The sequence below is a fragment of the Haladaptatus sp. HS23 genome (assembly GCF_056892285.1).
Map to the genome: position 1 here is coordinate 18,125 of NZ_JBXGLH010000001.1, position 24,550 is coordinate 42,674.

At 57.8% G+C, this 24,550-nt stretch carries 22 protein-coding genes and 2 pseudogenes; 17 read left to right on the plus strand and 7 right to left on the minus strand.

Annotation, left to right across the window (positions count from 1 at the left end):
• The first annotated feature begins 10 nt into the window (after positions 1-10).
• From cheY to AC1XDK_RS00180, 14 genes and pseudogenes are all read left to right on the plus strand, one after another.
• Positions 11-373 carry a chemotaxis protein CheY gene (cheY, locus tag AC1XDK_RS00115; protein WP_483347749.1) on the plus strand — a complete coding sequence of 121 codons (363 nt, stop codon included), beginning with the start codon at positions 11-13 and terminating at the stop codon, positions 371-373.
• A complete protein-coding gene (gene cheB, locus AC1XDK_RS00120) occupies positions 370-1,407 on the plus strand; it encodes a chemotaxis-specific protein-glutamate methyltransferase CheB (RefSeq protein ID WP_483347750.1) in 1,038 nt (345 codons plus the stop codon). Before cheY ends, cheB begins: the two co-directional genes overlap by 4 nt.
• A gap of 6 nt (positions 1,408-1,413) precedes the next feature.
• Positions 1,414-3,425: pseudogene (gene cheA / locus AC1XDK_RS00125) on the plus strand (chemotaxis protein CheA).
• A complete protein-coding gene (locus AC1XDK_RS00130) occupies positions 3,425-4,021 on the plus strand; it encodes a chemotaxis protein CheC (RefSeq protein WP_483347751.1) in 597 nt (198 codons plus the stop codon). Before cheA ends, AC1XDK_RS00130 begins: the two are co-directional and overlap by 1 nt.
• Position 4,022: 1 nt before the next feature.
• Positions 4,023-5,192, plus strand: coding sequence for a chemotaxis protein CheC (locus AC1XDK_RS00135; RefSeq protein WP_483347752.1), 1,170 nt, complete (start codon positions 4,023-4,025; stop codon positions 5,190-5,192).
• Positions 5,189-5,701, plus strand: a complete 513-nt coding sequence (locus AC1XDK_RS00140) for a chemotaxis protein CheD (protein WP_483347753.1) — start codon at positions 5,189-5,191, stop codon at positions 5,699-5,701. Before AC1XDK_RS00135 ends, AC1XDK_RS00140 begins: the two co-directional genes overlap by 4 nt.
• Positions 5,698-6,489 (plus strand): annotated as a pseudogene (locus tag AC1XDK_RS00145) (CheR family methyltransferase); the annotation flags it as partial. The gene AC1XDK_RS00140 and the pseudogene AC1XDK_RS00145, both read left to right, overlap by 4 nt.
• A 165-nt stretch (positions 6,490-6,654) precedes the next feature.
• Positions 6,655-7,971 carry a FlaD/FlaE family flagellar protein gene (locus AC1XDK_RS00150; protein ID WP_483347754.1) on the plus strand — a complete coding sequence of 439 codons (1,317 nt, stop codon included), beginning with the start codon at positions 6,655-6,657 and terminating at the stop codon, positions 7,969-7,971.
• The gene (gene arlF / locus AC1XDK_RS00155) at positions 7,955-8,386 is read left to right on the plus strand and encodes an archaellum stator protein ArlF (RefSeq protein WP_483347755.1); all 432 of its coding nucleotides are present in this window, start codon (positions 7,955-7,957) and stop codon (positions 8,384-8,386) included. The genes AC1XDK_RS00150 and arlF overlap by 17 nt, the downstream gene beginning before the upstream one ends.
• Positions 8,387-8,845, plus strand: coding sequence for an archaellum stator protein ArlG (gene arlG / locus AC1XDK_RS00160; RefSeq protein WP_483347757.1), 459 nt, complete (start codon positions 8,387-8,389; stop codon positions 8,843-8,845).
• A complete protein-coding gene (gene arlH / locus AC1XDK_RS00165) occupies positions 8,842-9,612 on the plus strand; it encodes an archaellum protein ArlH (RefSeq protein ID WP_483347758.1) in 771 nt (256 codons plus the stop codon). The genes arlG and arlH overlap by 4 nt, the downstream gene beginning before the upstream one ends.
• A gap of 2 nt (positions 9,613-9,614) precedes the next feature.
• Positions 9,615-11,429 carry a type II/IV secretion system ATPase subunit gene (locus AC1XDK_RS00170; protein WP_483347759.1) on the plus strand — a complete coding sequence of 605 codons (1,815 nt, stop codon included), beginning with the start codon at positions 9,615-9,617 and terminating at the stop codon, positions 11,427-11,429.
• Position 11,430: 1 nt separating this feature from the next.
• Complete coding sequence (gene flaJ, locus AC1XDK_RS00175; protein ID WP_483347760.1) at positions 11,431-13,161, plus strand: archaellar assembly protein FlaJ; 1,731 nt, start codon at positions 11,431-11,433, stop codon at positions 13,159-13,161.
• 60 nt (positions 13,162-13,221) lie between these two features.
• Positions 13,222-14,091, plus strand: a complete 870-nt coding sequence (locus AC1XDK_RS00180) for a CheF family chemotaxis protein (RefSeq protein ID WP_483347761.1) — start codon at positions 13,222-13,224, stop codon at positions 14,089-14,091.
• A 150-nt stretch (positions 14,092-14,241) separates the two neighbouring features.
• Here the strand turns inward: AC1XDK_RS00180 and AC1XDK_RS00185 are convergent, their stop codons facing one another.
• From AC1XDK_RS00185 to AC1XDK_RS00215, 7 genes are all read right to left on the minus strand, one after another.
• Positions 14,242-15,108: a CheF family chemotaxis protein gene (locus AC1XDK_RS00185; protein WP_483347762.1), complete on the minus strand. Its 867-nt coding sequence runs from the start codon at positions 15,106-15,108 to the stop codon at positions 14,242-14,244.
• A gap of 27 nt (positions 15,109-15,135) precedes the next feature.
• The gene (locus AC1XDK_RS00190; protein ID WP_483347763.1) at positions 15,136-16,929 is read right to left on the minus strand and encodes a methyl-accepting chemotaxis protein; all 1,794 of its coding nucleotides are present in this window, start codon (positions 16,927-16,929) and stop codon (positions 15,136-15,138) included.
• Positions 16,930-17,181: 252 nt separating this feature from the next.
• Positions 17,182-18,402, minus strand: a complete 1,221-nt coding sequence (locus AC1XDK_RS00195) for a HEAT repeat domain-containing protein (RefSeq protein ID WP_483347764.1) — start codon at positions 18,400-18,402, stop codon at positions 17,182-17,184.
• 99 nt (positions 18,403-18,501) lie between these two features.
• Positions 18,502-19,128 carry an archaellin/type IV pilin N-terminal domain-containing protein gene (locus AC1XDK_RS00200; RefSeq protein WP_483347765.1) on the minus strand — a complete coding sequence of 209 codons (627 nt, stop codon included), beginning with the start codon at positions 19,126-19,128 and terminating at the stop codon, positions 18,502-18,504.
• A gap of 9 nt (positions 19,129-19,137) precedes the next feature.
• The gene (locus AC1XDK_RS00205; RefSeq protein WP_483347766.1) at positions 19,138-19,761 is read right to left on the minus strand and encodes an archaellin/type IV pilin N-terminal domain-containing protein; all 624 of its coding nucleotides are present in this window, start codon (positions 19,759-19,761) and stop codon (positions 19,138-19,140) included.
• A 182-nt stretch (positions 19,762-19,943) separates the two neighbouring features.
• Entirely contained in the window at positions 19,944-20,222 is a 279-nt protein-coding gene (locus AC1XDK_RS00210) for a DUF7521 family protein (RefSeq protein WP_483347767.1), read from the minus strand.
• Position 20,223: 1 nt separating this feature from the next.
• Complete coding sequence (locus AC1XDK_RS00215; RefSeq protein WP_483347768.1) at positions 20,224-20,562, minus strand: ArsR/SmtB family transcription factor; 339 nt, start codon at positions 20,560-20,562, stop codon at positions 20,224-20,226.
• Between the two features lie 168 nt (positions 20,563-20,730).
• On the opposite strand from AC1XDK_RS00215, the gene AC1XDK_RS00220 reads away from it, so the two are divergent.
• From AC1XDK_RS00220 to AC1XDK_RS00230, 3 genes are all read left to right on the plus strand, one after another.
• A complete protein-coding gene (locus AC1XDK_RS00220; protein WP_483347769.1) occupies positions 20,731-21,141 on the plus strand; it encodes a chemotaxis protein CheW in 411 nt (136 codons plus the stop codon).
• Between the two features lie 510 nt (positions 21,142-21,651).
• Positions 21,652-23,472, plus strand: a complete 1,821-nt coding sequence (gene glmS, locus AC1XDK_RS00225) for a glutamine--fructose-6-phosphate transaminase (isomerizing) (protein WP_483347770.1) — start codon at positions 21,652-21,654, stop codon at positions 23,470-23,472.
• Positions 23,473-23,560: 88 nt separating this feature from the next.
• Positions 23,561-24,520, plus strand: coding sequence for a polysaccharide deacetylase family protein (locus tag AC1XDK_RS00230; RefSeq protein WP_483347771.1), 960 nt, complete (start codon positions 23,561-23,563; stop codon positions 24,518-24,520).
• The last annotated feature ends 30 nt before the right edge of the window (positions 24,521-24,550 follow it).

A 24,550-nucleotide genomic window follows, 5' to 3' on the forward strand; every position in this document is an offset into this window, starting at 1 on the left:
TGAAAGTTGAATGGTTAATGACGTACTAATTGTCGATGATTCGGAATTCATGCGGAATCTGCTGCGCGAGATTCTCGAGGAGAATTTCGAAATCGCTGACGAGGCCGAAAACGGTGTCGAAGCGATAGAGCTGTACAAGGAAAAGCAACCGGACTTCGTGATGATGGACATCGTGATGCCGATTCGAGACGGCATCGACGCGACGACGGAGATAAAGCAGTTCGATTCGAGCGCGAACATCATCATGTGTACGAGTATCGGGCAGGAAGAGAAGATGAAGAAGGCGATCAAAGCTGGTGCCGATGGCTACATCACGAAGCCGTTTCAGAAGCCCAGCGTGATGGAAGCCATCAACGACGTAATCTCAGCATGACGCGGGCGGTCGTCGTCGACGACTCCCATTTCATGCGCACCGTCATTTCCGACGTTCTCGAATCGGGCGGTATCGACGTGGTTGCACGGGCAACGAATGGGAAAGAGGCGGTCGAAGTCGTCGCCGAAACGGAACCCGACGTGGTGACGATGGACGTCGAGATGCCGACGATGAACGGCATCGAGGCGGTCGAGGAGATAATGGAAACGACGCCGACCCCGGTGCTCATGCTTTCCGCACACACCGAAGATGGCGCGGAAGCGACGTTCGAGGCCCTCGAAAAGGGGGCTATCGACGTGCTGGCAAAACCCGGGGGCGAAGTTTCGACCCGAATCTCGGCGCACAAAGACGACCTCATCGAAAAGGTTCGGTCGGTCGCGGGCGCGGACGTCTCCGTCAGTGCGCCCGATATCACGACGGCCGCCCCGGACGCCCCCGAGGAGTCGTACGTCGAGAACGCAACCGTCATTATCGGTGCCTCGACCGGCGGGCCGCGGGTCGTGGAGAGCGTTCTCGCCGGACTTCCTCGGTCCGCGGAACTTCGAATCCTCATCGTCCAGCACATGCCTGACAGTTTCACTGCCCGGTTCGCAAAGCGGCTCGACGACAGGACTGACTACGACGTTCGGGAGGCGGCGGACGGCGACAGAATCGGTTCCGGACAGGCACTCGTCGCGCGAGGCGACTACCACATGGAAGTCTCGAACTACGCGAAAGGGAGGCTTCGAGTCAGGTTGACACAGGACGAGGCACGCCACGGCGTGCGTCCGGCCATCGACGTGACCATGGAGTCCGCGGCGACGACGATTTCCGACCCGCTTACCGCGGTCGTCCTCACCGGAATGGGTGCGGATGGAGCGGTCGGCGTGGAGGCCATCAAGAACGCCGGAGGGAAAACCATCGCGCAGAACGAAGCGACCTGCTCGGTGTTCGGCATTCCGGCACGAGCCATCGAAACCGGTTGTGTCGACGAGGTGCTACCGGCCGACGACGTTGCCCGTGGAATACTTTCGACCGTACGCAAACCGACGTGATTCGATATGGATGAGTACATACAGGATTTCATTCGTGAAAGCGAAGAGAACATAACCGAACTGAATAACTCGTTACTGGAATTAGAAAACGACCCGAACGACGCGGAAGCGATGGATTCCATCTTCCGGACGGCACACACGCTGAAAGGGAACTTCGCGGCGATGGGGTTCCAGAACGGAAGCAACCTCGCACACGCCATCGAAGACCTGTTGGACGAGATTCGGCAAGGGCGGATGGACGTCACGTCGGAAATCATGGACCACGTGTTCGCGGGCGTGGACAAAATCGAGATGATCCTCGCCGAAATCGAGGAACACGGGGAGTCGAAAACCGACCCGAGCGCCACGATTCAAGACATTCGTGCGACGTTGGAGGCAGCAGACGGTGCGCCGGTCGAAGCGGAAACCGACGACGAACCCGAAAGCGAGACATCGGCTCCCGAAGTCGCACTCTCACTCCTCGAAGACCCGTCCGTGCTCGCCGAAGTGGACGGTGTATTCCACGCCCGCGTGGAGATGCGCGACTCGCAGATGAAGGGCGTCGATGCGATGTTCGTCCTCGGCGAAGTGACCGAACACCTCGAACTGCTCGATGCGGTTCCGTCGGTCGAAGCCATCAACGACGGAGAGTACGACGACGGGTTCGACCTGTTCATCACGGGCGGCGACCGGGAGACCGTCGCCGAAATCGTCGATGGCGTCGGAAAGGTCGAATCGGCGACCGTGTCGGACGTGACGGACGAAATTCCGAACGCGATCGCCGAGACGAGCGAAGCGTCGGAATCGGAGTCGGACTCGAACCCGGAAGTCGAATCGACTGACGGTTCGGAGGACGTTGCCGAGTCGACGAAAACGGACACGTCGGCGACGAAGGCGGAGGTGGACGAAATCCAGTCGATTCGCGTCGGCGTGGATCAGTTGGACGACTTGCATGGTATGGTCGAACAGCTCGTCACCAGCCGTATCAAGCTTCGACGCTCGGTCGAGCAGGGCGAACTCGGAAGCGCCGCGGACAATTTGGACGAACTCGACAAGATCACGACCAGCCTGCAGGATACGGTCATGGACATGCGGCTCGTGCCGCTCAAGAAGATCGTTGACAAGTTCCCGCGGCTGGTTCGGGACCTCGCACGCGCACAGGAGAAGGAGATCGACTTCCGGATGGAGGGAAAGAGCATCGAACTCGACCGAACCATCCTAAACGAGATCAGCGACCCGCTCATGCACCTGCTCCGCAACGCTGTCGACCACGGCATCGAAACGCCGGAGGAGCGTGAAGCGAACGGGAAGGAGCCTACCGGGACGATTCACTTGCGCGGCAAGCGCGAACGAGATCGAGTGACCATCGAGGTGGCGGACGACGGTGGCGGTATCGACGCCGACGCGATCACGACGAAAGCCGTGAGTAAAGGCATCTTGACCCGGAACGAAGCCGATTCGCTCTCGGACGAGGAGGCCTACGAACTCATCTTCCACGCGGGCTTTTCCACGACGGAGGAGATAACCGACGTGAGCGGTCGCGGTGTCGGCATGGACGTGGTGAGAAACACCATCAAGCGACTCGATGGCGACATCAGCGTCGAGAGCGAGTCGGCGGTGGCACGACCATCAGTCTCTCGCTCCCCGTCACGGTCGCTATCGTCAAGGTGCTGTTCGTGGAGTCGGGCCATGAGGAGTACGGAATCCCCATCAAGAACGTCGACGAGATTCGGCGGATGGGCGCAGTAAAGCACATCGAAGGTGAGGAGGTTATCACTCACGACGACACGGTGTATCCGCTCATTCGTCTCGGGCGGGCGCTCGACGTCCCCGGCGAAACGAAAAACAGGGACGGAATGCTCGTCCGAGTCAACGAGTCGGAGCGACCGGTCGCGATTCATTGCGACGCAGTGAGCAGACAGGAGGAGGTAGTCATCAAACCGTTCGAAGGAATCCTGTCAGGTATCCCCGGACTCTCGGGGGCGGCAGTACTCGGTGAAGGTGACGTTGTGACCATTCTCGACGTGGAGAGTCTCTAATGAGTTTACAGATCGATATTCGGAAGTTGAGCCTGTTCAACAGGATGGCGAAACAGGGTGCGAACACGGTAGCGAATCATCTCAGCCAGATGACTGGGATGCAGACGGAGATGGAGATAACGAAGACGAACTTCATCGACATCCGCGACGTTCGCGCCCACATGGGCCACGAGAAACAGGTCGGCATCCACATCGAACTGGTCGAAGAGCCCTACGGATACATCCTATTTCTCTTCTCGGTCGGAAGCGCAAAACAGCTTGCTCACGGCATGATGGGTGGAATGGGAGAGCCCGCGAAGAAGGGGTTCAGCGACATGGAGAAATCCGCCGTTCAGGAGATCGGCAACATCATGACCAGCGGATTCATCGATGGCTGGGCGAACGTACTCCAAACGACCATCGACTTTTCCACGCCGAAGTTCACCTACGGCCCGGCCAGTCGAACGGTCGAATCGCTCGTCGGACATCGTGATGACGACGTGGCGATGGTACTCGATTCCCACGTCTGTGTACCCGACTCCAACGTCGAAGTGAAGGTCTACACATTCCCCGAACTGGAGGATTTGGTTCGGATGATGCGAAAGATCGAGGTCTGAGATGGACGTAGATATTCGAAAGCTCGAAGCAGCAAACAGAATGGCACACGAGGGGGCGGAGCGTGCGGCGTCACATCTGTCCGCGATGACCGACATCGAAACGTTCGTCGACGTGACGAGAACGGACGTTCGCTCCGATACGACGGCAATCGGATATCGACAGTGTGTCGGCGTCGTCATCGAACTGGACGGTGGCTTGCGTGGGCGAACGGCGTTCACGTTCCCCGCGGAAGCCGTCGAACGGGTACGAGACATCCTCGCGCCGGGGATGGAAGACATGGACGAGAGCATCGTTAAAGAACTCGGGAACGTAATGGCCGGCGGGTTCATCGATGGCTGGGCGGACTACCTCGGAACGACGATAGACATCTCGCCGCCGACGTACGTCGACGGCGACCCGACGCCGCTCCTCGACGACGCGGACGAGACGTTCGTCTTTGCGAGTTCCATCAGCGCCGTGGACGAGTCCATTTCGTTCAGAGTCCATCTCTCGCCCGCTGTCGATGAGTACGATGGTCTCCTCTCGGACGACGGGGAAGCTGTTCCCGTCGAAAACCTCTCGCGTTTCGACGAGATGACGCGGGGTGGTGCAGCCACCGTCGCTGAAAGCATCACCGCGATGACTGGAATCGAGACGGCAGTGGACATCACGCACGTCAGCTTCGTCCCCGTGGTAGAGTTACCGGAAGCGTTGGGTAAAACGATGTATGCCGGTGTCGTTATCGGACTCGAAACCGCACCGGGTGGGTTCGTCCTGATTCTGTTCGATGAACCGTCGGCACGTGACGTTTCGGGGGCCTTGCTTCCCAGCGACGGGAACGCTACGGACGGCGAGTTGAGCGAATCGGAACAGAACGCCATTCAGGAACTCGGAAACGTCATGGCGAGCAGTTTCATCGACGGATGGGCGAACGCGCTTCAAACTACCATCGATATCTCGCCGCCGACGTTCGCACACGATATGGGAGGTGCGATCGCCGATCCGTTGGTCGCTCAGCTCGGTCAACGACAGGAGTTCGCGTTCGTCTCGGATACGACCATCAGTGCAGCAGACGAGTCGTTCGAGTGTTCGCTCTACGTACTCCCGGACTCGTTCGAGCTTCAAGAGGTACTCGCGTCTCTCGACGTGGATGCGGCGTCGGAACGGAAAACGAATGCAGGACGCTTATGAAGGTCTATCGCAGCGAATCGAAACCGGTGGGGAGGAACGGACCGATAAAAGTCGGCGTAGCGGACTATGCCGTCGCGAAAACCGAGACGAAACTGACGACGACGGGACTCGGCTCCTGTCTCGGAATCGCGCTGTCGGAAAAGAAAAGTGGAATCAGCGGACTTGCACACGCGATGCTGCCGTCAGCCTCCGAATCCGATGGCGGCGACGAAGCAAAGTTCGTCGATACGGCTATCGACGAAATGCTTTCGGAGATGGTACAGGCAGGAGCGAACGAGGAAGGGGTCGAAGCGAAGATAGCAGGTGGAAGCAACATGCTCGAACTATCCGGAATCGGAAGCGACGTCGGGCGCCGAAACGTCGAAGCGAGCAAGAAGTCACTGGCCGAGAAGGGAATCCCGATAGTTAGCGAGGACACCGGAGGGGACTACGGGCGTTCGCTCGAACTCGACACAGAGAGCGCCGTACTCGTCGTGAAGAGTGCCCACCATGGGGTGAACAGGATTTGAGTTCCTTCGAACGGCTACTCTCGTTCGTCGAATCAGAACTCGCGTTTGCGACGAGCCACTATGACACCTCGTATCTCGACAGACGAATATCCTCGCGGATGCGTCGAACGGACATCGAAGAGTATGGTCGCTATCAAAAACGGCTCGAAAAAGACCCGGACGAGCGAGATGCGCTCCTCGATGCCCTCTCGGTTAACGTGACGAGCTTTTTCCGGAACCCGGACGTTTGGGACGAGCTGCGCGACGTCTTGCGTTCACTATCCGATACCCGGCGTCACGTGAAACTCTGGAGCGCGGCTTGCTCCGACGGACGAGAACCGTACTCACTGGCGCTGCTCGCGCTTTCGGACCCGGAAATCGATGCGTCGAACGTACGGATAACGGCGACCGATATCGACCGTGAAGTCTTGGCAAGGGCGCGACGGGGAGTGTATCGGAGTACGCGAACGACGAGTATCGCGGACCAACTCGCCCCCCTCGACGGATACGAGGAGTTCGTTCACCGGGACGGAGACACGTTTCGTGTCTCGGAACGGGGGAAACGACTCGTAAATTTCGAGCGCCACGACCTCATTCATGGCCGCTCGAAGTCGGATTTCGACTTCGTTTCCTGCCGAAACCTGTTCATCTACATCAACGCCGGGCATAAACTACCGATGCTCAGAACCATCACAAACTCGCTTCGAGACGGAGGCTACCTCGTCATCGGGAAAACGGAGACACTCCCGGAAGTACTGAAAAAAGAATATGAACCCATAGATAAAAGACTTCGAATATATATGAAAATATATATATATATGAATACACAGTCAAAACACTATTTAAGCCCTGAAATCTCCCCTCTTGTGTCATCCTGTTATTTCTCGTGCTGTTTGATGTCTCTCAATTGCCATAGTATCAATTGTGATAACTCAGGCAGAAGATTAATGTGCTGACGTTCGGTGGTGTCCATAATGAAACTTATAACTCTTGCTCCCAACCTCGCTCCACTCCTGAGCGGGTCGGTTGCCATGGGTGCCATGGGAATCATGGACTTCATGGAGGACGACGAGAGTGTTGAGTCGGATTCGGGCGGTGATGACCTGTTCGACGATGAAATCGGTGGTGACGACTTCGACGACTTGGACGACGGCATGGACGGAGATATGGACGACTGGGGAGGTGATGACGACGGCTTCGGCGATATGGGCGGTGGCGGGTCGACACAAGAACTCGAAAACCGTCTGCAAGACCTCGAAAACGAAGTCGGTGACATCGCTTCGACCGTCAGCACCGTTCGCAGCGAAAACGAGCAGATCAGCGAAAAAGTAGACGATGTAGAAGAGAACGTCCGTAAACTCCTCGAAATCTACGAGATGGTTACGCGCGGCGTCAATCCGTTCGTCGACGACGTGCCGAGCGGTGGACTCGGCGGTGATGCCTTCGGTGGAGAGGAGGCCGGCGGATTCGGTCTCTTCGACGAGGAAGAGGAGGAGTCGGACGACGACCTAGACGACGATGTCGCTGACGCCGATGCGGATAGTTTCTTCGATGACTCCTTCGATGACCTGGAAGAGGACGAAGAACTAGACGATATGGAGACGGGTGATATGGGGATGGACGATATGGGGATGGACGATATGGAGACGGATGAAGACACGGACGACGGGCAAGCGGGCGGGTCGACCTTCCAAGAACTCAAAGAGGAGTACGAGTCTGGAGAGGCAGATTGGGCCGGGGAAGAGGATGCTGAACCGGACGAATCGGAGTCGGAAATCGAGTTCGATGTCGAACCGGAACCGGCACCGGAGGAGGAAGCGGCGTTGGAGACGACTCCGGAACAACCTCCCGAGACCGGGGATTTCGAGTTCGAGGAACCGACACAGACCGACGAATCCCAAGCGGCGGAGACGACCATGGGGATGCGAAGCGGAATGCAAAAACCGTATCTCGACGACCTTCCCCCCGGGTACATCGTCGACCTCGTCGTGATGGAATGGTTGGAGTTCCTCGTCGAGGAATTCGGCTCCGAAGATGCCGTGCGAACCATCGCCTACTACGAGGACATCGACTGGATAAGCGAACCCGTCAAAGAGCAGTTACTCGCGTTCACCCGCGGGATCGCTGACGTGACGGACGTCGAGGCTGATGCGACCCCTTCGACCCTCGGTGTGGACGACCACATTCGGAGTCTCTCGTTCATGAGTCAACTCACGGGTGACGCAATCGAGCAGAAAGTCGTCGATTACTGTGCAGGGATACGGGGAGAGGGCCATGGGCTTCAGCGTTAGTGGTGCCACGGCCATCATCTTCCTGGCGATGTTCATCAGTTTCGGAATGATATACTCGGCGGCGTACAACGGGTTCGAACGCGTCAACGACGCCAGAGTAGACCACTCGGAGAGCGTACTCGACCAACAAAACACCGCACTAAACATCACAACAGTGAACTATTCAGCAGGATATCTAAATATGACTGTAAATAATACCGGTTCGACCACGCTGGATATCGACGACACATACGTGTTGGTCGATGGTGTCTACACCGACTCGACAGCCATCGTCGCACGTGACGTAAACGGTGTTAACGATACGGAATTGTGGTTCCCCGGTGAGTCCCTCCACTACCGAATCAACGTTTCGGCGGGTCCGACGAGAGTGAAAGTCGTCACTGGACCCGGACTCGCCGATACGGAGGCGGTCTGAGTGGCGAGTGTCTCAACGTCCCATCTCATCCTGTTCATCGCAAGCCTCATCATCGCGGCGAGCGTCGCCGGGACGTTTACCACGGGTATTCAGCGGTTGTCTGGTGCCTTGGGTGACAGAAGCTACGACGTGAGTCACGACGTGCGGACGGATGTCGAAATAATCAGCGACCCCGGAAGCGGCGCCGTTTATAACGCCAGCGGTGACAAAAATATTACCGTTCTCGTGAAGAACACTGGGGCGGAGAATTTAAAGGGGTCAAGCGACCAAATTGATATACTACTAGACGGAAGATATCAGTCGAACGTGACAGTAGAAGTCGTAGACGGAAACTACTGGGACGTCGGAAACGTACTGAGAGTTACAATCAGAAATGACACCCCGATGCCACCCGGAGAGGACCATCGCGTGAAGATGGTCGTCAACGGGGATTCCGAAACGTTGGAGTTTAGAACATGAGTTCGAATAATCTCTACTCGCTCGGCCTGCAAGACCACGACCGACTAAATAACGAACTCGGAGGTGGAATCCCGCGGGGCTCTATCGTCCTCATCGAGGGCGACTACGGTGCCGGAAAGAGTGCCATGAGCCAGCGATTCAGCTACGGGTTATGTGAAACGGACCACAGCGTGACGCTCCTCTCCACGGAGCTGACGATTCGTGGGTTTATCGACCAGATGCACTCGCTTTCCTACGGCGTCGAAGAGCATCTCCTGAACGAGCGGCTGCTGTTCCTGCACGCCGACGTGGACACCGGTACGCATCAACTCACCGCGCCGATGGACAGTGACGAGGAAGACGGCCAGCGAAAGGAGCTACTCAACCGACTAATGAAGGCGGAGGCGATGTGGGAAGCCGACGTCGTCATTATCGACACCTTCGACGCGATTCTCCGCAACGATCCGACCTTCGAGGCGCTGGTCCGACAGAACGAGGAGCGACAGGCGGCGCTCGAAATCATCTCGTTCTTCCGCGACCTCGTGACCCAAGGGAAGGTCGTCGTGCTGACCGTCGACCCATCGACGGTCGATGAGGACGCCATCGGCCCGTTTCGCGCCATCGCGGACGTGTTCATGGAACTGCAGATGGTGGAGGTCGGAAACGACGTTCGTCGGAACATCTCGGTTAAGCGGTTCGCCGGAATGGGCGAACAAGTGGGAGACAGCATCGGATACTCGGTTCGTGCCGACGCTGGTATCGTCATCGAGAGCCGTAGCGTCGCCTAAAAATGACCGAGCACGGGACCACCCAAATCGAAGGCGAACTTCGAGAGGTTGCGATGCGCCGCCCTCACCTTCGGGACTACTTGAAGCGGTTCAAGCAGTTTACGGGTGAGTTCCCGAAACTCATCGACGAACCGTCCGGAGAGTGGGAAGCGGCAAAGCCGAACGTCATCTACCCGGCAGGGGGTCCCATCTACTGCCACATTTACGGCGACATCGGTCGAGATACGAAGTACTACGCCATCGAACCGGACCTGAGTGACACGGAACAAGAGTTATTCTGGAACGTCCGAAGCAAGATTCTCGAAAAGAGCGTCACCAAGCCCGCGCCCGAAAGCGAGTCGGAGTACGACGACAGAATCGAGGAGCTATTGCAGGATACGGTTCGAATCGGCGAAGGAAGCGGTAGTATCTCGGCTCGAATCGGCAACTTCTCGCCGAAAACTCTTCAAAAACGTATTCAAAACGTCTCCCCACAAAATCTTGCACGACGGGTCAGCAGCATTTCTTACGGCGACGTGAAGGCTGGAATACAACTCCTCCGGGAGAACGATGTCGTAGAGGAACTCATGGGCGTTACTGGCGTGGGGAAGTACGAGGTTTCGGACCAGACCTACGAAAACATCCGGTATCGTTTGAACCGGGACATCGTCGGGTTCGGTCCGTTAGAACCGATCATGCGCGACCCGGCGAACGAGGACATTCACGTCATCGGCCCCCACGAGACGTACGTGGACCACGGGACGTATGGAATGCTCGGGACCACCGTGGACTTCGAGACGAACGACCGGTTCGACAACTGGCTTCGCAACATGGGCGAGCGGATCGGAGACCCCGTTTCCGACTCCGACCCTATCGTCGACTCGACGCTTCCCGACGGGTCACGTATCAACATCATCTACAGCGACGACGTGAGTATCAAGGGGCCGAGCCTCACCATCCGCCAGAGTGAGGGGACACCACTCTCGGTCGCACAAATCACGAAGTGGGGGACATTGTCGCCGCAACTCGCCGCGTATCTCTGGCTCTGCCTGGAAAACGAACAGACGGTGTTCGTCGTCGGCGAAACGGCGTCGGGAAAAACGACGACGCTCAACTGTATCCTGTCGTTCATCCCTCGGGACAACAAGATTTACACGGCCGAGGACACCGCAGAGGTACTCCCACCGCACAACACGTGGCAGCAGCTCCTCACGCGTGAGGGAAAAAGCGAAGCCAGTGCCGACGTGGACATGTTCGACCTCGTCGCCGCCGCGCTGCGTTCCCGCCCCGACTACATCATCGTCGGGGAGGTTCGTGGTGCGGAAGGTCGAATGGCGTTTCAGGCCGCACAGACCGGTCACCCGGTGATGCTCACCTTCCACGCGAGCGACATCGTTTCGATGATTCAGCGGTTTACCGGAGACCCCATCAACGTCCCCGAGACGTTCATGGACAACGCCGACGTGGCCCTGTTCCAAAATCGAGTTAAACAGGGCGATAAAGTCCTGCGCCGCGTGACGAGCGTGCAGGAAATCGAGGGATACTCCAAGGACATGGGCGGTGTGGTCACACGCCAGGCGTTCTACTGGGACCCGGTCGAGGACGAAATCGTCTTCCAAGGGATGAACAACTCCTACGTGCTGGAAGAACAGATAGCGACGCTCCTCGGCTACAAGAACACCCGCGACATATACCAAGACCTCGATTTCCGGGCTCGGATTATGGAACGGATGATAGAAGAGAACATCCTCGGCTACCACGAGGTGAACGAAGTCATCGAAGCCTTCCACCGCGACGGCGTCGATGGGCTTCCGTTCAACGTCCATCGGTCGATCTGATATGGCGGAGGCAGAAGCACAGCAAACGGACGCAAAACAGCTCCTGAGCGCTGCTGCCTCCTCGACCATCGAAGCCTACCAACAGATGGAGATGCCGATGTTTCGGTACATCGGCTTCGTCATCGTTCCGTCGATACTGTTTTTCGTCGGCAGTCTCGCCCTCGTCTTTTCGGTCGACCTGCCGTTTATCATCGCACTACCGGTTCCACTCCTCGGCACGCTTTGTCTAGTGTCCGCGATATTGTACCCGAAACTGCTCCGGGACCGCCGCCGCAAACAGATTGAGGACAGACTCCACCTGTTCATCACGCATATGACCGTCCTCTCGACGGCGAACATGGACCGCGTGCAGGTGTTCCGCATCCTCTCGAAGGAACCGGAGTACAAGGAACTCGCGCTAGAAATGCAACGGGTCGTTCAACTCGTAGACACGTGGAATCAGAGTTTGGACGACGCACTCCAGATTCGAGCGAAGAAGGTCCCGAGCAAGCCGCTTTCGGACTTCTTCGACCGCCTCGCGTACACCATCGGCGCAGGCGGAGAGATTCAGGACTTCCTGCTCTCGGAACAGGACGTGGTGATTCAGAACTATGTCACTATCTACGAAGGGTCGCTACGCAACCTCGAAGTGATGAAGGACCTCTATCTGTCGATGATTCTCTCCGTCACATTCGCACTCGTGTTCGCAACGGTGCTTCCAATCCTCACGGGGACCAACCCGACGATGACGGTCAGCGCGGTCGTCGTCATGTTCGCTTTCGTGCAGATGGGTTTTCTGTTCATGATACAGACGACGGCCCCCTACGACCCGGTTTGGTATCATCCCGACGAGAAAGGGCGGACGGACTCCGAGCGCAAAGTTCGAATCAGCGTCATCGTCGGTATCGTGCTAACCGTCGCCGCCATCGTGATATGTCTCCTCGTCCTCCTCGGACGTACCTCGGTCGACCCCAGTTCGATACCGCTCCCCATCTTTGCGGCGTTGCCGACGACACCGCTCGTGTTACCCGGGTTGGTCGTCCGACGGGAGGAGCGAAAGGTGAAAGAGCGCGACGATGAGTTCACGAGTTTCATCCGCGCGCTCGGCGCGAGCGAGACGGCGAAGCAGAGTACGACCTCGCGCGTACTCGAAACGCTCCGAAGGAAGGATTTCGGCGCGCTTTCACCGGATATCGACGACTTGTACAAGCGATTGAGCATGCGAATCGAGTCGGAACTCGCGTGGCGGCATTTTACCGCCGACGCTCGCTCGTACCTCATCCAGAAGTTCAGCGAGATGTATCTCATCGGCAGACAGATGGGTGGTGAACCGAAACATCTCGGCGAACTCATCAGCGGAAACATGAACGAGGTCATGCAGCTGCGTGAGCAGCGCGAGCAGTCCACGATGACGCTCATCGGTGTCCTCTATGGGATTACCGCCGCATCCACGTTCGCGTTCTTCATCGGCCTCGAAATCGTCAACATTCTCTCGGGGATGTCCGTCGGCCTGAACACCCCACAGTTCAACTTCGGGACGCTGATTCACACCGGCGTGTACAACAACATCATGATAGAGTACCTCCTCGTTATCATAATTCTGTTAAATTCGGTGCTCTCCTCGCTCATGATTCGAATCGTGGACGGCGGACACAAGGTGAACGCATACATGCATTTCGTCCTGCTAACGTGGGTCAGCGGCGTCATCGCATGGGTCACTCGTATCGTCGTGGGAACGTTCTTGAACGTATGAGATAGTTACTTATGAGTTTAGACAGAACACCGAAACGGAAGCGAATCGTGGAGCAACGCCATGTCTGAGAAAGCCATCGCCGACTTCGTCGCACGCTACAGCCTCGATACACAACCGTCGCCAGAACCGGTTCGCGGTCGAATCATCCTGAGCCAAAAACGGCTCGTTTTGGTGGAGAGTGGGTCGAAGACGACGATTCCGCTCCACAAGATATTCGATATCTCGGTCGGGCACGTCCCGTCCGAACTCGAAGGGTTCTTTCAGGACACCATCACGGTCGCCTTCGAGAGGGACGATGGTCACCATGCGGCAGTCATCGAGGCGAAAAACGACAACGTGGGTAAGTTCAAAGTGTTCCTCTTCAAGGCCATTCTGAGCGGGACCCCTGTCACCGTGAAACACCCGGCACGGGTCGGTGGGCGCGTGACGAGCGAACGGTTCGAAACCGGAAAGCTCCGCATCCAACCCGGAAAAGTCGAGTTCCTCGGAATTCCCGACCCGTTCGCCGTCGACCTCTCCGGTGTTAGCTACTTCCAAAAACAGAACCGGGACGTCGGTGGACAGTCACGAACCGTCGTCGCGATTCGACACACCGACGACGGGCAGACCGTCACCTCCGAATTCGTCGTTGCTACCGAGCGCAAACTGAACCTCCTCGGTCGCTACCTTCGATTAGAATACGCCGAAATCTCTCAGCGTGCAGAACGCATCGATGTCACCGAACAGGAGATGGAGGCGCTCGTCGCGATTTACTCCGGCGCGAACAGTGGTAACCTCGCCGGGGCGCTCGGAATCAACGCCGGCAGTGCCGCGATGGTCCTCACCGAAATCGAGAAGAAAGAACTGGTAGACCCCGGAAACGACGGCCTATCACTGACCGCCCCCGGGAAGATGCTCGTCAGTGACCGTATCGAGAGAGTCAACACCTGAGCCGGACCGCTGGCGGCTCCGCTCTGCAGTTCCAACACGTCTCCGACGAGCGTTGTCACCATGTTCTACCCTGATGACCGTCGAAGTCGCCGATGGTGAACTCGACGTTACCTACACGAGCCATAAAAGAACGGACGGGATTCGATACGGCTACTTTTCGCTGATGGACTCGCTGGCGATGTTCCGTCCGCGTGTCTTCAAGCTCACCTCGCGACGCTTCCTGACCTCCTCTAATACGTCGAGTTCGATGAGTCGTTCGAATATCTCTTCTACTTTGTCCACGTCCATACCGAGGAAGTCGGGAATTTCGAACGCGGAGACGCCGGTATACAACGCCATCAACACCTCCTTTTCGGTCTCCGACAACTCCGCCCCGGACTTGCTCTGTTGTTCGCCCTTCGAAAAGAGCGACCCGAGGAGCGAACAGCGGCGGGATTTCCCGGAGATATACGTTTGGATGCTGGTACTCCCTTCCGAATGCTCGACTTCGAGGACGGTTCGAGTCTCCCCCTCGACGGTCCGCTTGGCGGTGTCGACCTGTCCGATGTCGTCGAGTTCGAGTTGAATGAAGATACCACTGGCGACGGCGATACCGACCTCGCCGACTTCCACTTTGACCCGAGCACGTTCCCAGTCAGTGTTCTGTACCACTCCGCCCTTGACGGCGGGATGCTTCACCAGAATCATCGACTGGTTCAGCATTGCCCCGTACAGTTTCGCCTCGAACTCGTCTATCTCCAACTGCGACGAGACGAGAAAGACGTCGCCGTCGAACTCCAAACTGATGTAGTCGGAAACGCTTGCAACCGATTGGTTCACGTCGTACCGGCCGCTCATGCTGTCGATCTTCGACAGTGGAATCGTTCGTTTACCGCCGTTTCCGGCGATAATAAGCCGTCGGTTCGATAGCAGAACGCGGCCGCTCGTCCAAGCGGCGTCCTTCAGCTTGTGGCCGCCTTTCATCGCTTGGAGGAACTTCCCCCGCGTGTCTGTTATTTTGTATTCGCCTTCACTCATGAGTGAGAGAGATGGAAATCGTGTCCGTCAGTTCGAGCCCGATGTGAGGTCGCCGACGCGGTCGGCGAGCTCGCTTATCGCGGTGGTCTGTTCCATCGTCGCGCCGACGATATCCTCCGTGGCGGATTCGACCTCTTCGGTCGTGTCGCGCACGTCCTCGACGGTCGCCATGACCTGTTCCACGTTGGCTGCCTGTTCGTCATTCGCCTCTGCGACTTCGGTGACGCCGGTCGCGGCCTCGTCCACGGCATCCGCGATCTCTTCGAGGGCGATGAGGGCGTCCTCGATTTCCTCACCCGCATACCGTACCTGCTGGTTCGATTCCTCGACCGCGACGACCGTTTCGTTGGCCTGCGACTGGATGTCTTCGATCCGACCGGCGATCTCCTCGGTGTGTTCCCTGGTCTGGTTCGCCAGTTCCTTTACTTCGTCCGCGACGACTTCGAAGCCGCTTCCGGCATCGCCCGCCCGGGCAGCCTCTATGTTCGCGTTCAACGCGAGGAGGTTCGTCTGGTCTGCGACTTCCGCGATGACTTCGATGACCCCCTCGATTTCGGTCATCTGTGATTCGAGCTCCGTCACTGTTTCCACGAGGTCGTCGCTCATCTCGATGACGTCGTCCGTCGCCTCACGTGCGCCCTCGCTGGAGTCGAGACCCGTGTCTGCGGCGGCTTTCGCTTGCTCCGCCGCGGATGCGACTTGGTCGGAGCTCGCGGCGACCTCCTGCATGCTCGCACTGAAGTTCTCCATCTCGTTGGCGACGACGGAGAGGAGTTCCGTCTGCTTGTCGACCCGCTGTTCGATAGTATGTGCGGACCCGGAAGCCTGGTCGACGGATTCGGCGAGTTCTGACGCCTGTTCTTCCACCCGTTGAGCGAGGAGTTCGAAACGTTTCCCCATGTCATTCACCTGATCGACAACGGAGATGAGTCGGTCGTCGACGACGTCGTGTTCGTCCGCGAAGTCGGCCCGTGCCGATAGGTCGCCGCTTCGCATCGCGGTAAGCGTGGCCCCGAGTTCCTCGACCAACCCCGCGACGCTCTCGTGGCGACGAACGTCCTCGGTACGGTCGTTTACCGTTTCGACCACCGCGATGAGTTCACCGTCTTGATAGAGCGGTTTGGCGGAGAAGTCGATTTCTCGCTCTTCCCCAACGTCGCCAACCATGTGGCTGCTGTCGCGGTAGAGGTGGTGGTCGTCTGCATCCTGTTCGACATCGAACGTGAGATGCGTGTTCTGGGGTGCTTCGAGTACTTTATCCGCGAGCGTCTTGCCACGACGGCCGTCGGGATAGAACGCAGCGCTGGCCTCCGTCGAACCGATGGCTTCCGAACGCGGTGTGCCGGTGAGTTCCTCGATAGAACTGTTCCATGCCACGATTTCGTGATTCGTATCGAGCATGAACACGGGAACGCCGATGCCGTCGAGGAGTGCCTCGTCGTCGACGTTGAGTTCGTCTTCGTCCTCGTCCACCTCACCGGATAGGGTAGCTTCGTGTGCTTTCAGGCCACCTTGTAATCCCGACATACCGGACCACATCGCCTCGATGAGGTCCGACTCCGTGCGTTCGAGTTCGTCGGAAACTGCATCGTTCCCATCCCCGAGTCTGTGGTCGAGTCGGTCGAATGTTGCCTCCACCATCGCTTCGAACGCCACACCGTACGTGGCGGCAAACGCCGAACTCGAGACGTTTTCGTTCGCATGCTTCCGTCCGAGTTGGGGAGCATCCGCGATCGCCGCCTCGGTGTTCGAGAAAAGTCCATTGAGATGCTCGATTTGCGACGAGCGCAGATCACTGGTGGCGTTGGTCCCACCATACACATCCGAGAGCCCATCTGTCGATATACTGTTTTGATTCGAAACAGTTACTTGATTAGTTTGTGTACCTCCATCGAATTTGATACGTTTCTGAGACTCACCGGACGTGTTGGATTCCCGAATTAAACCCTTTAAAACCCGGATGAGAGAGTCCGTAACCATTGTTGCCGAATCAAGACACCAAACGGATATAAAACTTTAGTAAAATCTCAAAAGAGATAACGTGGGTGTCGTAACGTATGACAAATGTTTGAATTATGCGCGTCCGCCGAGCTTCGAGAGTGCCGAAAATGCGCGCTTTCTGACCTCGTCGTCGTCGGTCGTGTCCACCAGCGTATCGAGCCGCTCACGTGAGCGTTCACCCCCCACTTTCCCGAGCCCGAAGGCGGCCATTGCCTGTGCATCAGTCGTCGCCTCGGGGTCAGAGAGGACTTCCAACAGCGCAGTTTCGACCGATTCACCGCCGATAGCCGCAAGGCTCGTCACCGCGAACTGGGTGGTCATTCCATCGTCGGCGTCCAAAACACCGACGAGCGTTTCGATGGCCTCCCATCGATGTTTCGCCCCCGTCACTCGCCCGAGTAACCACGTCGCGTTCCGCTGCTGATGGGCTTGTGAACCCTCTTGTATGATGTCGACGAGGGAGCTGACGACGACACGGTGGTCGCTCGTACTCAGCTTCTGAACCATCGTCTCTCGAAGTTCGTGACTCTTCTCCGGCGGGACGTTGGAGAGGAGTTCGATAAGCGAGAACACGGCGGCCTTTCGAACTGCCTCGGATTTGTCGCCTAGCAAGCCGACGAGCGCATCGAGGGGTTTTGCACTGCTGAAGTTCCCGAGCGACCCGGCGGTAATCCGTCGGACGGCCTCCGCCGGGTCGTCGAGCATCCCGAGGAGTGCGGAAAGTGCCTCCTCACCCTGCATTCGACCCAGTGCTTCGGCGGTCTCCCTACGAACGTCGACCTCCTCGTCAGTTCGCCGTTCCGCGAGATGCGACACGGCCCGCTTGTCTTCGAGCCGCCCTAATGCACGCGCTACGCGGGCACGGACTCGCGGGTCCTCGTCGGACAGCTGGCGGATCAAGTCCTCCGTCGCCGAGCGACTACCGATTCGCCCGAGTACGTTCGCCGCCGCCATTCGAAGCTCGGGCTGTGGAGAGGTGAGCGCGTCGGTGAGTTCTTCCGCCCGCGCCCATTCCGCCCTGCTACCCTGTACCTCCTCGCCGACGATTGCGGCGATGAGTTGTTCGACTGCCTCACGCTGGTCGAGTGCGTCGATAGCCGCCGCTCGAACTGCACCGTTCGAATCGTCCTGTGCGGCCGTAGTCAGTGAATCAACAACTTCATCGTCCGGAACGTCGAGGTCGCCAAGGATTTCTGCGGCTCGCTGTCGGACGGTGTCGTTGTTGCTCTCGGTGAGCAACCTGACGAGGCGTTCTGCGTCTGCCTCTTTTTCAAGGGTGAACAGCGATGTCACGAGTTTGACTTACGCTGCTAGATGAAAAATCTACCTTTCCGACAAAGCGTAGACTCAAAGAGGGGTAGGTTGCACTATAAAAAAGCGAAGAGAAGTCGTTTAGACCGTCACCGCACTCTCTTGCGAGAGCGACTGCGGGACGTTTACGCGGTAGAGGGTAACTGCACCGTACTGCGTCGTGAGTCGAAGTTCGACCGTCTGACCTTCGCCGAGACCGTCGACGCCGCCAATGTCGTCAGGCTCCATCGTAATCGTGAAGCGGTCGTCCTGACTGTTGAGAACCGGTGCGGAACTGTCTTCGTCCTTGATAGACGAAACGTTGAATTGAGTTGCGTTAGCGTTGGTTCCGTTCACGAGCGTCACTGCCTTGTTCGGGCCGATCCACTCGATGGTGGCCGTCGAGAGGTTGATGTCGTCCGAACCGGAGCCACGCATCACCGTCAGATTGACCTCGTCCACGTACTCATTTCCGTTCGGGTCGAAGTTACCGGTAGACGGGTCCAGCGTCGTGACGTTCCCGAAGCCGGAAACGACTACCACGCGGTTGGAGACCTGTGCAGTACTGTCTTGGCCCGTCTGTTCGGATTTCGATTGGAGGAAGCCCGCCGTGTTGATGAGCACACCGGCCGCGATAGCAGCGACCAGTACCATCGCGATGAACACGATGAGCGTCCCGATACCGACCTGACCGCGGTCGTCGAGTCGTTGTTGGATTGCGTCTTTCATGTGTTCACCTTAGACCGTCACCGCGCTCTCCTGGGAGAGCGACTGTGGAACGTTCGCGCGGTAGAGGGTAACTGCACCGTACTGCGTCGTAAGTTTGAGTTCGACCGTCTGCCCTTCCTGAAGCTTTGTACCGGTGATCGCAGTCGTGTTGAGTACGATCGTGAAGCGGTCGTCCTGACTGTTGAGAACCGGTGCGGAGCTGTCTTCGTCCTTGATGGAAGAGACGTTGAAGTAGTCGCTGTTACCAGCATCAGGATCACCGGTCTCCTTGATTGCCTCCGCAGTGGTGTTCTCGGTCAAAGTTGTCGCTTTGTTCGGACCAATCCATTCGATGGTGGCCGTCGAGAGGTTGATGTCGTCTGACCCGGAACCACGCATGACCGTCAGGTTGATGTAGTCTACTTCTTCGCTACCAGTGACGTTTCCGAAACCGGAAACGACCTGCACGCGGTTGGAGACCTGTGCGGTACTGTCCTGTCCTGTCTGTTCGGATTTCGATTGGAGGAAGCCCGCCGTGTTGATGAGCACACCGGCCGCGATGGCAGCGACCAGTACCATTGCGATGAACACGATGAGCGTCCCGATACCGACCTGACCTCGATTGTCGAGGCGCTGTTGAATTGCGTCTTTCATTATTTCTCACTTCGCGTCCGAACCCATATGTATCATGGAACGGACTATATTCGAAACGAATCAAAGAACTGTATTAAAACTACGTATCCAATTATCAGGGCTGATATCTAATTAGAAGAGCTTTATTCGGTTATCTACGGAACAATAGACTCTCGCGCTCCTGAGTTGATTTTCGAGATATATCATTTTCGTATGATTGAAAATATAATGGAAAGAAACCCGATGCTCGAAAACAGATAGTTGACGGATAGTAACAGCCGAATCCCTTCGAAATCGTAAACGAACGCACTGACGGTCGTCGCAATGGCCGCCGCGACGACGAGAACGAATCCGATAGAGAGATGAAAGAGGGTTTGCCGCCCTGTCTGACGGTATGCGCGAACCGCAAAGGCGACCATCAATAGTCCAGCCACGGCAAGAGAGACGCTGAAAACACCGTAGAGGAGTTCTATCGTTTGCATCTTAGCGCTCCTTCAAGTCCCGCCAGACGTCGACCAGCGCGTTTTCCACGCCAGGTCGGTCCTCGATGGATACGTCGATACCGTCGCTCTGGAACGAAATCGAAACGGCGTCGATATCCCGTCGGTACACCTTCGTCCGACGCCCTTCGTTCGAAAATTCACGGCCGCTCAGTTCGAGGAGGCTCGCGTCGGTTAATTCTTCGATCCGTCGGTAACTCGTCGCTATCGGGATACCGAGTTCGTCGCTCAGTTCCTGTGCGGATTTCGGCTCGTGTGTTGCATCGAGGATTTCGGCGTTGTATTTGTTGCCGAGTACTCGTAGCAGTTCCACAGACGCCATCGGTTATCGACTTTGATAATCAGACCATAAAAAGATATCGTCATATCCGTATCAGAAACTTAGTACGAAAAAATTCGAATTGTAGAGAAGTAGTTTCGGTGGAAATAGAATATCACCGGTAGAGCGATTGGCGGAACAGTAAAGTGAACTGCCGAAGGAGAACCACACATGTCAAAAAACATTTCAACATTGCAGGTGTTGGTCTTCCGACTCGAGGACAAACGGTACTGTGTCGATATCGCGCACATCGACGAAATCGTCGATCGACACGAGTTGACGAAGCTCCCCGATTCGAAGCCACACGTCGAGGGCGTCATGGACCTCCGCGGAACCACGACGACCATCGTCAATCCGAAGACGGTCCTCGGACTGACCGACTCGGGAACCGGGGACCGCGTTATCGTCTTCGAGACGGACAACGAACGGAGCATCGGTTGGGTCATCGACGAAGTGAATCAGGTCGTCAGTTTAGGCGACGTCGAGATCGATGAGTCGGTCGAGAGTCAATCCGTCCACGGCGTCGTTCGACAGGACGACGACCTCGTCATCTGGGTGAAACCGTCGGCCATCAACGTCTAAAACGACGATTCGACAACTGCACCGGTCTCGATGAGCAGTTCACACCGTTATTCTGTCGTCGCTTCTCCCGCTAGACGTGTCGTTTGTAGATGACAGATGTTCGGTGAAAACGACAGGGGTGATAGCGACGTTAGTTCCGTGGTTCACCGGTCGGAAGTAGTGAAATCGTAACGGTGGATATCTACCGTCCTTCGAAACGTATCGACGGAGTGTTGGCCTTTCCCTGTTTGAACGGAGGGAGGAGGTACGACCGTCTTGGCTGATTCTAAGACAGTCCTTCGACGTTGTCAGCAGGCGTATAACAAAGAGGCAAAGCGGGTATTCGTAGTTACCGTTCAATCCCCGCGACCTGAGATGTCGAGGGCGCTGAACACAGCGGAGGCGAGTTACCTATGAGATTCCCGAACGCTAGACGGACAGTCTATCGAAGTCGTATCGTCCACTCGAACAAACACCAGCTAACGCTTAGCCGTCAATGAGTGACAAGAGATTTTTGGAGGTGGTGGACTGATGTGTGGCATCATCGCCCGAGTTGGCGAAACGGAAGAGGCCGTGGACGAGTTGCTCGTCGGTCTCGAAAACCTCGAGTATCGGGGCTACGACTCGGCCGGATTAGCCGTCAAAAACGGCAGCGGCCCGTCGGTCTTCAAGCGTGAAGGGCAGATTTCACACCTGAAGGACATGTTGATCGACGAAGTGCCGGCGGGCGGACTCGGTATCGGTCACACCCGCTGGAGCACGCACGGCCCACCGACCGACGAGAACGCCCATCCACACACCGACTGTTCGGAGCAGGTCGCCGTCGTTCACAACGGCATCATCGAGAACTACGAAGCGCTCCGAACGGAACTTTCGGAGCGGGGCCATCGCTTCGAAAGCGACACCGACACCGAGGTCATTCCGCACCTCGTCGAGGAACACCTCGACCGGGGAGCGACACCCGAAGAAGCGTTCCGACGGACGGTCCGTCGGCTCTCCGGGAGTTACGCCGTCGCCATGTTAGTCGAGGGAAGCGACGCGGTGTACGCGACCCGCTCGGGGTCGCCGTTAGTCCTCGGCATCGAGGACGGCACGTACTTCCTCGCGAGCGACGTTCCCGCGTTCTTGGATTTCACCGACGAGGTGATATTCCTCGATGACGGGGACGTCGTCGTCATCGAAGCCGGACATCACGAGATAACGAAACTCGACGGAACGCCGGTCGAACGAGCGACACAGACGGTCGATTGGGACCCGCAAGACGCCGGGAAAGGCGGCTACGAACACTACATGCTCAAGGAGATTCACGAGCAACCGACGGCGCTCCGCCAGACGCTCCGCGGACGTGTCCAACACATCACCGGTGACATCTCCCTCGAAGATTTCCCGCCGGGAACGTTCGAAGGGGTTCAGCGCGTCCAGTTCGTCGCCTGCGGGACCTCGTATCACGCCGGGCTCGCCGGGAGCCACTTCATGGAACGTCGTGGCGTGCCGACACAGACGTTCCTCGCCAGCGAGTACGCCGTCTCACCGCCCCCGGTCGACGAGAACACCCTCGTCATCGGCGTCACTCAGAGCGGTGAAACAGCGGATACACTGTCCGCCCTTCGGCGAGCGAGCGCGGGCGGAGCACGGACCCTCGCGGTGACGAACGTCATCGGTTCGACCGCTGCACGTGAGTGCGACGACGCCCTGTTCATCCGTGCCGGTCCCGAAATCGGCGTCGCCGCCACGAAAACGTTCTCCTCGCAACTCGCGTCGCTGTCCCTCCTCGGCGAGCGGATCGTCCGAGACACGACCGGCCATCGAAGCGAGGACATCGAAACGGTGTTGTCCGCGTTCGCCGACTTGCCGGACCACGTCCAACAGATATTGGACTTCACGAAGGCCCACCGTATCGCGAAGCGGTACCACGACAGCGACGCCTACTTCTTCATCGGACGGGGGACGGCCTTCCCCGTCGCACTGGAAGGGGCGCTCAAGTTCAAGGAGATATCCTACGAACACGCGGAAGGCTTCGCGTCCGGGGAGCTGAAACACGGTCCCTTGGCGCTGGTGACGCCGACGACGCCGGTCATCGCGGTGTTCGACGGGCGTTACGACGAAAAGACGTTGAACAACGTCAAGGAAGTGGAAGCTCGGGGCGCACCGGTCATCGCGGTCGCGAGCGATGCGAACGAGGCGGTCGCTCAACACGCAGACGACGTGCTGACGATTCCCGATACCCATCCCGACGTGGCGGGAATCCTCGCCAACGTGCAACTGCAACTCCTGTCGTATCACGCCGCCGCGCTCCTCGACAGACCCATCGACAAGCCACGCAATCTGGCGAAGAGCGTGACTGTCGAATGAAACGTGCGGGTAATCCTCGCTTACCCACCAGAACGAACCTGAACGGTCGGCCCGGTTTAATCGCTTTCCGACCGCATTTTTGCCAGACATGAATGCCGTCGTCCTCTCTCTCGACGCCGAACTCGCGTGGGGATATCACGACTTCGAGGAGATACCGGAACACGTCGAGAGCGCGCGAACGTCCTGGTCGCGGCTCCTCGCACTGTTCGACGAATTCAACGTTCCCGCGACGTGGGCCGTGGTCGGGCACCTCTTTCTCGACTCGTGCGACGGTACCCACGCCGACCATCCGGTTCCGACCGGCGACTGGTTCGACCGAGACCCGGGCGGCGTCGGGGGACAACACCCGCTATGGTTCGGCGACGGACTCATCGACGCCATCGTCGATGCCGACGCGAACCACGAACTCGGCTGTCATACGTTCTCCCACGTGGAGTTCGGCGACGAGGAGACGGACCGTGAGGTCGCCGTCGCCGAAGCGCGAACGGGGTTGGAAGTGGCGGACGATTCGGGATACACCCTCCAGTCGTTCGTCTTTCCGCGGAACAACATCGGGCATCGGGACGTGCTCGCCGCCTACGGTTTCACGTGTTACCGCGGTGAGCGGCCCGAACTTTGGTACGACGGATCGCGGTTCGATTCGCTCGGAAAGCTCATCGATCTGACCGTGAGCAAGACGAATCCGCCGCTCGTGGAACCCGAACTTGACGAGTACGGACTGGTCAACATCCCCGCTTCGATGTTCCTGTTCGGCTACGAGGGTCGTGCCCGAACCATCACCGAGCGGCTGTGGGACGACCCGCTCATTCGGTCCGCAAAACGAGGAATCGACCGCGCCGCCGCCGCCGATGAAGGTGTGTTCCACCTCTGGATGCACCCGAACAATTTTACCGAGGAACGCGACTTCGAGCGGTTACGAACCATCCTCGAACACCTCGCCGAGCGCCGCGACGAGGCGCGGATTCAGGTCCGGACGATGGGTGAAGTCGCGGGTGAAATCCGCGGTACGGACCCGGCGACGAAACGGACGCCCATCGGTCCGCGATAACGGCCGGTCAGTTTTCGAGACACCCGTTCC

What these genes read in the sequence shown, in the direction of transcription:
- cheY (WP_483347749.1), top strand. Translation starts at nt 11, where the DNA reads ATGGTTAATGACGTACTAATTGTCGATGATTCGGAATTCATGCGGAAT.
- cheB (WP_483347750.1), top strand. Translation starts at nt 370, where the DNA reads ATGACGCGGGCGGTCGTCGTCGACGACTCCCATTTCATGCGCACCGTC.
- AC1XDK_RS00130 (WP_483347751.1), top strand. Translation starts at nt 3,425, where the DNA reads ATGAGTTTACAGATCGATATTCGGAAGTTGAGCCTGTTCAACAGGATG.
- AC1XDK_RS00135 (WP_483347752.1), top strand. Translation starts at nt 4,023, where the DNA reads ATGGACGTAGATATTCGAAAGCTCGAAGCAGCAAACAGAATGGCACAC.
- AC1XDK_RS00140 (WP_483347753.1), top strand. Translation starts at nt 5,189, where the DNA reads ATGAAGGTCTATCGCAGCGAATCGAAACCGGTGGGGAGGAACGGACCG.
- AC1XDK_RS00150 (WP_483347754.1), top strand. Translation starts at nt 6,655, where the DNA reads ATGAAACTTATAACTCTTGCTCCCAACCTCGCTCCACTCCTGAGCGGG.
- arlF (WP_483347755.1), top strand. Translation starts at nt 7,955, where the DNA reads ATGGGCTTCAGCGTTAGTGGTGCCACGGCCATCATCTTCCTGGCGATG.
- arlH (WP_483347758.1), top strand. Translation starts at nt 8,842, where the DNA reads ATGAGTTCGAATAATCTCTACTCGCTCGGCCTGCAAGACCACGACCGA.
- AC1XDK_RS00170 (WP_483347759.1), top strand. Translation starts at nt 9,615, where the DNA reads ATGACCGAGCACGGGACCACCCAAATCGAAGGCGAACTTCGAGAGGTT.
- flaJ (WP_483347760.1), top strand. Translation starts at nt 11,431, where the DNA reads ATGGCGGAGGCAGAAGCACAGCAAACGGACGCAAAACAGCTCCTGAGC.
- AC1XDK_RS00180 (WP_483347761.1), top strand. Translation starts at nt 13,222, where the DNA reads ATGTCTGAGAAAGCCATCGCCGACTTCGTCGCACGCTACAGCCTCGAT.
- AC1XDK_RS00185 (WP_483347762.1), bottom strand. Translation starts at nt 15,108, where the DNA reads ATGAGTGAAGGCGAATACAAAATAACAGACACGCGGGGGAAGTTCCTC.
- AC1XDK_RS00200 (WP_483347765.1), bottom strand. Translation starts at nt 19,128, where the DNA reads ATGAAAGACGCAATCCAACAACGACTCGACGACCGCGGTCAGGTCGGT.
- AC1XDK_RS00205 (WP_483347766.1), bottom strand. Translation starts at nt 19,761, where the DNA reads ATGAAAGACGCAATTCAACAGCGCCTCGACAATCGAGGTCAGGTCGGT.
- AC1XDK_RS00210 (WP_483347767.1), bottom strand. Translation starts at nt 20,222, where the DNA reads ATGCAAACGATAGAACTCCTCTACGGTGTTTTCAGCGTCTCTCTTGCC.
- AC1XDK_RS00215 (WP_483347768.1), bottom strand. Translation starts at nt 20,562, where the DNA reads ATGGCGTCTGTGGAACTGCTACGAGTACTCGGCAACAAATACAACGCC.
- AC1XDK_RS00220 (WP_483347769.1), top strand. Translation starts at nt 20,731, where the DNA reads ATGTCAAAAAACATTTCAACATTGCAGGTGTTGGTCTTCCGACTCGAG.
- glmS (WP_483347770.1), top strand. Translation starts at nt 21,652, where the DNA reads ATGTGTGGCATCATCGCCCGAGTTGGCGAAACGGAAGAGGCCGTGGAC.
- AC1XDK_RS00230 (WP_483347771.1), top strand. Translation starts at nt 23,561, where the DNA reads ATGAATGCCGTCGTCCTCTCTCTCGACGCCGAACTCGCGTGGGGATAT.